The following is a 9,461-nucleotide window of genomic DNA, read 5'->3' as shown; positions in this document are numbered from 1 at the left end:
TGAAAGTCTTGGAAGCTTGTTTTGACCACCTAATTTCCCTATTGATTTCATATAATCTTGAAACCCGTTTTTTTGAATAGATTTAATTTTTAATGGCTGAAGAACTTTTCCTTCAATCAAATCAAAATAATAACTGTTTTGAGTTTGTAAAGATTGATCTATTTTTTGTGATAAAACGGAAAGATGCTCTGGCTCATTTTCAAATTCAATAAACCACTCATGGTAAGGTAAACCTGAATCTGGATTAATTTGTGGTGCAACCGTAAATTCTGAAACCTGAATACTTGAATCTGATATAGCCTCCTGAAGTGCTTGCTCTACTTCTTTTCCAATAACGTGCTCTCCAAAAGCGGAAATGAAATGTTTAATTCGACCAGAAACAATCACACGATACGGATTGGTATTTGTGAACTGAACAGTATCGCCTATATTATATGCCCAAAGGCCAGCATTAGTAGAGATAATCATTACATAATTCACTCCTACTTCCACATCTTTTATAGTTATGCGTATTGGAGTTTCATCAAAAAACTCATCTGCTTTAATAAACTCATAAAAAATACCTGAGTTAAGTTGAAGCAACATCCCTTTTTCTCCTTGTTTATCTTGATAAGCGAAAAAGCCTTCGCTGGCAGGATATAATTCAATACTGTCTACTTTTCTTCCAATGAGGTTTTCAAATTTAGCACGATATGGTTCATAATTAACACCTCCAAAAATGAATAGATTAAAATTTTTAAAGACATCGCCTACCTTTTTTTCTGTTCGTTCATAGATTTTCTCAAAATACATTTGAACCCAGGATGGAATACCAGAAATAATTGTCATATCTTCTGGTAAGGTTTCATCAACTATAGCTTCAACTTTAGTTTCCCAATCTTCAATACAATTGGTGTCCCAAGAAGGCATTCTGTTTTTTTGGAGATATTTTGGAACATAATGTGCAACTATTCCTGATAAACGACCTAACTGAACACCATTTTGTTCTTTCAAAATCGGACTGCCTTGAAGGAAAATCATTTTACCATCAACAAACTTACTACTACCTGTTTCTGCAATATACATTAGTATCGCATTTCTAGCGGCTTCAACATGTGTAGGCATACTTTCTTTAGTAATTGGAATGTACTTAGCTCCTGAGGTTGTGCCAGAAGTTTTTGCAAAATAAATCGGTTTGCCTTTCCAAAGAATATCTTCTTCTCCAGATACGACTCTATCTACATAAGGTTTTAGCCCTTCATAATCTCTTACAGGGACTTGTTTAATGAATTCGCTATGGGTTGAAATACTACTGAAATTATGGTCAATTCCAAATTGAGTTTTAGAAGCGTCCTTAATCAGTTTTTTAAATACTTTCTCTTGAGTTTCAAAAGGGTTATTAGCCCATTTTACAACTTTTTTTTTAACGGATTTAGCAAAAGGGATCGCCAATAAGGATTTTATAGATTGCATTATTTAAAATCAATAAAATTAGTTGGATTTAAAGGATAACCTTTATTCCAAAGTTCGAAGTGTAAATGGGGTCCAGTAGTTAATTCCCCTGTGTTTCCTGATAGTGCAATAACCTCTCCAGCTTTCACTAAATCTCCTTGTTGTTTGGTTAAAGATGCATTATGCTTGTAGACAGATATCAAATCATTACTATGCTCAATAATAACTACATACCCAGTTTGGGTTGTCCATTCAGCAAAAATAACGGTTCCATCAGCTGTGGATTTTACAGGTGTGTCTTTAGCTACCACAACATCAACCGCAAAGTGTTTTTCTTTGATATCATAAGCTTCGGATATGGTCCCATTTACTGGAGGAAACAATACAAAATTTGCTTCAGACAAACCTGATTCAAAAACATTATACTTATCTTCTTTATCAACAATTTCACGAAGCAATGAATCTTCTTTGGAGGGTGTTAAATTTAGCTGACCTGCATCAATGGTAGCTGCATCTATGATAGAATCTCTATTAAATTCCACAGTACCAACATCTCCAGTCAATACTCGTTTTATTGACGCATAATACTGTTCGTTTAAATTAATAACTTGCTGCAAAGAATCTGTTTTATAGTTAAGTTCAGTAGCTTTCTTTTTTAAAGTTGTAGAGGAATAACCAGGAATAAACTCTTTTAATGATGTAAACGCAATGAGGAAAATAGTACCAGCTATCAATAAAATAGTAGATATTGAGGCAATAACAAAAACATTTAATCGCGTTAATTTTATTGCAAATCGCTCTTCAAAAGTGTCTTCATTTAATACCACTAATCGGTATTTATGAAGTAACTTTTTAGCTATTCTTTTTTCTTTGCGTTTTTTGGTCATTGTCCAACAAAATTAAATAAAATTTGTAGAGAACTGCTTGCTATGTCTTAAAGTTTGCTTTAAAACGTTTATTCTTAAGTTTAATTATTAAATTTGCAGTTCAAAATTAATCATTATGATAACATCAAGCATATTTTTAGCTTTTGGAGCATGGCAAATTGTTTTAATCGTTGTTGTGGTCTTATTAATGTTTGGAGGAAAGAAAATTCCTGAACTTATGAGAGGACTCGGAAGTGGTATTAAAGAATTTAAAGATGCCAGCAAGCAAGAAGATGACAAACCAACAACTACTGATAAAAGCGAATAGCGTTTTACAAACCAATAAAAAAAGCCAATATAAATTTATATTGGCTTTTTTTATTACTTAATCGCAATCGATTTAATTATCGCTTCGAGCTCAAACATATAATCTCGTTTTGCTACCGAAGGCGCAAATACATAACCTTCAACGATCACCATTCGATTGTTAACTTTATCTTCAATAGCGTAATTAATAAAAGGTCCGGACATAAACGCATTCTTAACATCCCATAATCCTTTAGTTTCATAAGCCGGTTTGTTATCTAGAATCGTTTCCGAAATAAATGGTGTATACTTATTCTCTGTAGCCATAAAAGAACCTTCAAGTGGTCCCTCGATGTGAATTTTACCAACCGAATCTCGTAATCTTACAATATCAACAACAGCACTGTCACCTTTTCTTATGGAAGATGACGGTGTTTCGTACAACATCATGTCAACAGTTCCTGTTTCAATATCACGTCTTAACCAAATAAAACCATCTTCGTTTTTAGCAATTCTATAGGCTGTTGGAAATCTTAAAGATAAGCCCATTTGAGCCTGAATATCTTTATCATTGAATAATGATTTTTTAATTCTACGCTGTTTTTCTTTGAGCTCTTCCTTTTTGAAAGCATCAACAATCTTAGCAGAATTATTACTAATCTGATCAATGATTTCAGTATTTGTGATTCCAGAAATTACGATGACTGTTTGCGGCTTAGCATATTTATTTTCTATAAATAATGTTCCTGCTGGTTTGCCTTTTTCGATTTTTAAAACTGTTCTGTTTTTTGTGGCAAATCCAGTAAAAACGGATGGTGGCATTTGACGCAGTCTAAATTGTGGCTCCTCAATAGACAAACCTTCAACAGGAGCTGCTAACGTATCTCTAATTACTTCACCAACATTATTTTCCCAAAGTAAATTGTCAACAACTACAGTAATATCATTTAAACTTCCTCCAGAAGATTTAGGAACAATTCGTTTAGCATTTTCATCATTACATCCATAAAATAGGGTGAAAACCATTAGTACTATCGCAAGTATATTTTTCATTGAATTTGTATTTTTGATTAGTTAGACACAATTAGTGTCATTCCAATTTTTAGCTTGTTACTACTAATATCGTTCCATTCTTTGATATTCTGAACAGAAACTCCCGGAAATTTTTGAGATATGCTCCATAACGAATCTCCTTTTTGTACTTTATACACAGATTTTCCCTCTGTGCTAATGGTTTTCTTTGGTTTAGAAGCACTAGCTGTTTTACTTGAATTGCCTGGTTTTCTTGGGTAAATTGTAAGACGTTGTCCGATTTTAAGGTTGTTACTTCTCAAGCCATTCCATTGTTTAATCTGACTGACACGAACACCATATTTCCTTGCAATTTTTCCTAAATAATCTCCTGAACGGACACGATATCTAACTTTAGATTTAGAATCAAAAAACTGAGGTAAAGGTTTTTCTCGTTTATTAAGCTCTTTATCAACAAATGCATAAATCTCATTTTCATTAGTGACAAATTTACCAACAACATTACGAGGCAAACGTAGTGTGTAATTTTCGTCTTTTACGAAAGGAATGATGTCTAATTTATACGATGGGTTTAAGAACTGTAATTCTTCAATAGGGACATCAAGTAATTCTGATACCTGATCTAAAGTGATCATTTTTTTTACATGAATCGTATCTGTTTCAACGTAGTGATAATTTGGTCGTTGTTTTTGAAAACCATGTTCTTCAGCAAATTCAAAAATATACATCGTTGCTAAGAACGCTGGTAAATATCCAGCTGTTTCACGTGGAAGGTGTGGTCTAATATTCCAATAATTTTCATATCCTCCAGAACGTCTAATCGCTTTACTTACATTTCCTGGTCCTGAATTATATGCTGCTAAAGCCAAATCCCAATCACCAAAAATTTTATAAAGTCGCGCAAGATATTTACTTGCCGCAACAGTAGATTTAATGGGATCACTTCGCTCATCAACATAACTACTTACGTTTAATCCATATTCTTTTCCTGTACCAAACATAAATTGCCATAACCCTGTAGCTCCAACTCTAGATTTAGCTCTAGGCTTAAGTGCAGACTCAACAATAGCAAGATATTTCACTTCTAAAGGAATATCATAATTATCTAAAGACTCTTCAAATAATGGAAAATAATAATCGCTTAAAGACATTAACCGTTCCATAGATTTCCTTCTGTGCTTCAAATAAGATTTAATTACACTTTCTAGAGAAGTATTGTATTCAATATTAAAAGGTGTTCTTGCATTAAGTTCTTTAAGTCTAGCTTTGAGAGTGTCTGTTGGTAATTCTGGGTAATCAATTGGTTCGTATTTTAATTCAGAAACCGATTTATAAATGGTATCAAAAAGGGTGTTACTATACAACTCTTCAAGCCATTTTTGATCAATCTCAGAGGCAAGTTTATGATCTTCTAGGTTTCGCATTGCCGAAGAATCTAACTCGGCCTTGATATCGGCAGTAATGACTTTTTTTCCATCTATAAGAGAATCAACAACAGTATTGTTATTCTCTTTCTCGGAAGCTTTTATTGGTGGGTTTGATTCCGTTGGAACAGGAATACTATCCTGACCATAGCTGAAAATACAACTCATCAGAATAATAAAAGTAAGGTGTTTAAACTTTAGGTTCATTGGTAGATTGTTTAACTATCAAAACGATAGGTCAGCTAAAATCGTACTTTTTTAGTGAAAATGAAAGTTTGACAAGACAATTTAATCTGACTTATAGGATTCCAAGGAATAGGTTTATTCCAATATTGCAGCAATTCCTGGCAGTATTTTACCTTCAAGACTTTCAAGCATTGCTCCTCCTCCAGTACTTACATAACTTACTTTCTTTTCAAATCCGAATTGTTTTACAGCTGCTACAGAATCTCCTCCTCCAACAAGTGAAAATGCGCCATTTTTAGTTGCTTCAGCAATTGAATTTCCTAGTGCAATGGTTCCATTAGCGAAGTTTTCCATTTCAAAAACACCTAAAGGTCCATTCCATAAAATAGTTTTACTCTGCATCACAACATTGTGAAAGATTTCTTTAGATTTTGGCCCAGCATCTAACCCTTGCCATCCACTTGGTATTCCAGTAACATCCATTATTTGAGTGTCAGCATCATTACTAAAAGCATTAGCAGCAATCACATCAACTGGAAGGTGAATTTGAACATTTTTAGCTTTAGCTTGTTTCATAATATCAAGAGCCAGCTCCATTTTGTCATCTTCACAAATAGAATCTCCAACAGAGCCACCTTGAGCCTTAATAAAGGTAAATGTCATTCCACCTCCTATGATTAAATGATCAATCTTGTCTAGTATATTTTCAATAATTGTAATCTTTGAAGACACTTTAGCGCCACCTAGAACAGCTAAAACAGGTTTCTCTCCTGAGCTCATAACTTTATTAATACTTTCAATTTCTTGAGCCAATAGATGTCCGAAACATTTATGCTCTTTAAAAAACTGAGCGACTATGGTTGTTGATGCATGAGTTCTATGTGCAGTTCCAAAAGCATCATTAACATAAATATCTCCTAGCTTTGATAGCGCTTCTGCAAACGCTATGTTGCCCTGTTTTTCTTCATCATGAAAACGTAAATTTTCTAATAATAAAATTTCTCCTGGTTTTAAATTTTCAGCAGCTTCTTCTGCTTTACTTCCAACACAATTTTCAACAAACTTAACTTCGACTCCTAAAACATCTTCAACTTTACTAATAATATGGCGTAGTGAGAATTCTTCTTGAACTCCTTTTGGTCTTCCGAGGTGTGACATTAAAATGCAGCTTCCACCATCTTCAAGAATTTTAATAATTGTTGATTTTGCTGAAACAATTCGAGTAGCATCTGTAACTTCAAAATTATCATTTAATGGCACATTAAAATCAACACGTATTAATGCTTTTTTATTATCAAAATTGAAGTCATTTATTGTTTTCATGGTCTATTGTTTAGAGAATTGTTTCGCAAATGTAACCAATAAAAAGGTTTGATAAAAGCTGTTTTTTACTAAAACAATTACACAAAATAATATTATAAAAAAAGTATCTTTACCACATGTTATTTTCAGAAATATTAGGTCAAGAACATATAAAAAGCCATCTCACAAAAAGTGCTGATCGTGGTCGCGTACCTCACGCACAATTATTTGTTGGTCCAGAAGGCTCTGGAACACTTCCTATGGCAATTGCTTATGCGCAATATTTGCTTTGTAACAATTCGAACGGAGAAAACACAAATGGTAATGATGCTTGTAACATTAAGTTTGAAAAACTATCTCACCCAGATTTACATTTTGCCTTTCCTGTAGCCACAAATGACAGAGTAAAAAGCCACCCTGTCTCAAAACATTTCATGGAAGAATGGCGGCAACTAGTTGATAGGCAGCCTTATGGGAATTTATTTGATTGGTACCGTATTTTAGGAATTGACAATAAGCAAGGTCAAATAGGTGTTGATGAGTCTCAAGATATTGTTAAAGCGTTGGCCTTAAAATCTTATGAAGGTGGTTACAAAGTGATGTTGATTTGGATGGCTGAAAAACTAAATACTGCAGCTTCTAACAAATTATTAAAACTCATCGAAGAGCCTCCAAACAAAACTATTTTTATTTTAATAACTGAAGATGAGGAGCAAATAATAAACACAATAAAGTCTAGGTGTCAATTGCTTCATTTTCCTCCTTTAGCAGAAGATGTAATTAAGCAAGCATTAATTAAAAATTATCAAATTCCTGAAGCTGATGCAACGAAAATAGCGCATCAAGCGAATGGAAATTATAATAAAGCATGTGATTTAGTATATAGCGATAGTGAAGACACGCAGTTTGAAGATTGGTTTGTCTTTTGGATTCGGTCAGCATTCAAGGCAAAAGGAAATAAGAGTGCTATACATGATTTGATTTCTTGGAGTGAGACTATTGCGAAAACAGGTCGCGAAACTCAAAAACAATTTTTAAATTTTTGTCTTGATTTTTTTAGACAAGCTTTACTACTAAATTATAAGGCGGAGTCCTTAGTCTTTATGGAGCCTAAAACTTCATTTAAACTTGAGAACTTTGCGCCTTATGTTCATGGAAATAATATAATGGATATTTCTGAAGAACTTCAAAATGCAATTTATCATATTGAGCGAAACGGAAACTCTAAGATTATACTAACAGATCTATCCATTAAGCTTACTCGCTTATTGCATAAAAAAGCCGACTGATAAACAATCGGCTTTTAAAACTTATGTTTAATGACTTTATTCTTCGCTTTTAAAGTCTGCATTTAATGCATCAACTATAGTTTGAGTAATATCATTGGCTTCGGTGCCATACATTACGCTACCAGCATCATTGGCTCCTAAAATATATGTATATCCATTCTTCTTTCCATAATCTTTAACAAATGCCTTTACTTCTTTAATAAGCGTGTCAATTTGCTTTTGTCCCTCGCCTTGAATCGATTGCTCTTCAGCTTTAAGTTGATAATCTTGCATTTGCTTTTTCTGAAGTAAAGCTTGGTATTCAGTTTCAGCATTTTTTTGAGACATCTTTTGAGCTTTCGCTTGAAATAATTGTGCTTCAATTTGAATGGCTTTATCTAAGCTATCTGCTTTTTTATTGAATGCATCTACCTTAACTTGAAATTTCTTTTCAAAATTTACTTTCTTCTCAAATTCATTTACCACTTTAGCATTATCGATATAAGCAATTTTTTGTTGTTCTTGACAAGATCCTAAAGTTAAAACCAAGGATAGTGCTACTAATAATTTTTTCATTTTATATTCTTTAAATTTTTGCAAATGTATGAAAGTAGGTGTATTAATTTTTTAAAATCGTTAACTATAGATTATATAGATATATGTTTAAAATAATATAAATTAAATCTATCGAAGCGCGCTTATTTAAAGCAGCGTTTATTAAACATATAAAAATTGCTAATGGGATTTTACTTATCAAGTGTTAAAAGCTCTTAAATCGTTTATAAACGCGTTTTAATTCTTTTTTATAGTATAAATTAAAGATGAGAACTCCCCTGAATATTTTGCTTTTAGATTTGATCGCCATCCAATCCAAAATGCTTTAAACGGATTCATGTATCCGTTTTTATATTTTTCGGAAAGCAATGACACATAATAAGAATCAAATAACATTGGTTTTGTATTTACCAAATGCATCTCTTTTTTTTCGACTAGTTTAGTAATCGATTTTTGTGAAAAATGCCACAGATGTCTAGGCGCATCAAAAGCAGCCCAAAAGTTTTTATAATATAATGCATCATAGCTTTTGTAATTTGGAACAGCTATGATCAATATACCGTTCGGCTTTAACAATGATTCAATAACTGCAATATGATGCTCTAATTTTGGTAAATGTTCTAATACATGCCATAGTGTAATAACTTCAAAACTATGAGGTTCAAATTTCAATAATTCATCAATATCATAAACTGAATTATTTGTTTTAGTATTAGCTATTGCTCTTGCTTTAGCATTGGGTTCGACACCTGTAACCTGCCATTGATTATCTTTTGCTGTTTTCAAAAAATCTCCTGTTCCGCAACCAATATCTAAAAGTTTTTTACTCTCAAATTGAAATGAATTAATCAATTTCAATTTTCGTTTTAAAGCAATAGATTTTATATATTGATATAACATCTCAAATAAGTTTCTCTTGGCATCAGTATGAGATATATAATCTTCGCTTTGATAGTATTTAGGTAAATTATCTTTAGACGGTTGTGGAAACGTTGCTAACATATCCAATTCTTCATTGTATATCAATTGAAAATCTTCATTTGAAACAGAATGATCTTTTACACTAAGATATAAGGTTTTTTTATCCATTA

General features: G+C 32.6%; 9 protein-coding genes. 2 read left to right on the top strand and 7 right to left on the bottom strand.

Annotation, left to right across the window (positions count from 1 at the left end):
- Positions 1-1,452, bottom strand: a 1,452-nt coding sequence (locus tag AB8B90_RS04490; protein WP_405334079.1) for a GH3 auxin-responsive promoter family protein, incomplete at its 3' end; no start/stop codon positions are given.
- On the bottom strand, positions 1,452-2,318 hold the full coding sequence (locus tag AB8B90_RS04485) for a M23 family metallopeptidase (RefSeq protein WP_405334076.1): 867 nt from the start codon (positions 2,316-2,318) through the stop codon (positions 1,452-1,454). The genes AB8B90_RS04485 and AB8B90_RS04490, both read right to left, overlap by 1 nt.
- A 115-nt stretch (positions 2,319-2,433) precedes the next feature.
- Between AB8B90_RS04485 and tatA the strand changes: the two genes are divergently transcribed.
- Positions 2,434-2,625 carry a twin-arginine translocase TatA/TatE family subunit gene (gene tatA, locus AB8B90_RS04480; protein WP_405334073.1) on the top strand — a complete coding sequence of 64 codons (192 nt, stop codon included), beginning with the start codon at positions 2,434-2,436 and terminating at the stop codon, positions 2,623-2,625.
- Positions 2,626-2,678: 53 nt separating this feature from the next.
- Here the strand turns inward: tatA and AB8B90_RS04475 are convergent, their stop codons facing one another.
- The 3 genes from AB8B90_RS04475 to AB8B90_RS04465 all read right to left on the bottom strand — a co-directional run bounded on the left by AB8B90_RS04475 (position 2,679) and on the right by AB8B90_RS04465 (position 6,568).
- Positions 2,679-3,656: a DUF4837 family protein gene (locus AB8B90_RS04475; RefSeq protein WP_405334071.1), complete on the bottom strand. Its 978-nt coding sequence runs from the start codon at positions 3,654-3,656 to the stop codon at positions 2,679-2,681.
- A 17-nt stretch (positions 3,657-3,673) separates the two neighbouring features.
- The gene (locus AB8B90_RS04470) at positions 3,674-5,266 is read right to left on the bottom strand and encodes a LysM peptidoglycan-binding domain-containing protein (RefSeq protein WP_405334069.1); all 1,593 of its coding nucleotides are present in this window, start codon (positions 5,264-5,266) and stop codon (positions 3,674-3,676) included.
- A 114-nt stretch (positions 5,267-5,380) separates the two neighbouring features.
- Complete coding sequence (locus tag AB8B90_RS04465) at positions 5,381-6,568, bottom strand: phosphoglycerate kinase (RefSeq protein WP_405334067.1); 1,188 nt, start codon at positions 6,566-6,568, stop codon at positions 5,381-5,383.
- Positions 6,569-6,684: 116 nt separating this feature from the next.
- On the opposite strand from AB8B90_RS04465, the gene AB8B90_RS04460 reads away from it, so the two are divergent.
- Positions 6,685-7,836: an ATP-binding protein gene (locus AB8B90_RS04460; RefSeq protein ID WP_405334065.1), complete on the top strand. Its 1,152-nt coding sequence runs from the start codon at positions 6,685-6,687 to the stop codon at positions 7,834-7,836.
- 36 nt (positions 7,837-7,872) lie between these two features.
- On the opposite strand, the gene AB8B90_RS04455 is transcribed toward AB8B90_RS04460, so the two are convergent.
- Entirely contained in the window at positions 7,873-8,391 is a 519-nt protein-coding gene (locus AB8B90_RS04455) for an OmpH family outer membrane protein (RefSeq protein ID WP_405334063.1), read from the bottom strand.
- 216 nt (positions 8,392-8,607) lie between these two features.
- A complete protein-coding gene (locus AB8B90_RS04450) occupies positions 8,608-9,459 on the bottom strand; it encodes a class I SAM-dependent methyltransferase (protein ID WP_405334061.1) in 852 nt (283 codons plus the stop codon).
- Positions 9,460-9,461: the final 2 nt, after the last annotated feature.

The organism is Psychroserpens sp., from assembly GCF_045105015.1.
GTDB lineage: Bacteria > Bacteroidota > Bacteroidia > Flavobacteriales > Flavobacteriaceae > Psychroserpens.
This window is presented reverse-complemented; position numbering and strand designations above follow the sequence as displayed.

Coding starts and splice junctions, on each gene's coding strand:
- AB8B90_RS04485 (WP_405334076.1), bottom strand. CDS start 2,318: ATGACCAAAAAACGCAAAGAAAAAAGAATAGCTAAAAAGTTACTTCAT.
- tatA (WP_405334073.1), top strand. CDS start 2,434: ATGATAACATCAAGCATATTTTTAGCTTTTGGAGCATGGCAAATTGTT.
- AB8B90_RS04475 (WP_405334071.1), bottom strand. CDS start 3,656: ATGAAAAATATACTTGCGATAGTACTAATGGTTTTCACCCTATTTTAT.
- AB8B90_RS04470 (WP_405334069.1), bottom strand. CDS start 5,266: ATGAACCTAAAGTTTAAACACCTTACTTTTATTATTCTGATGAGTTGT.
- AB8B90_RS04465 (WP_405334067.1), bottom strand. CDS start 6,568: ATGAAAACAATAAATGACTTCAATTTTGATAATAAAAAAGCATTAATA.
- AB8B90_RS04460 (WP_405334065.1), top strand. CDS start 6,685: ATGTTATTTTCAGAAATATTAGGTCAAGAACATATAAAAAGCCATCTC.
- AB8B90_RS04455 (WP_405334063.1), bottom strand. CDS start 8,391: ATGAAAAAATTATTAGTAGCACTATCCTTGGTTTTAACTTTAGGATCT.
- AB8B90_RS04450 (WP_405334061.1), bottom strand. CDS start 9,459: ATGGATAAAAAAACCTTATATCTTAGTGTAAAAGATCATTCTGTTTCA.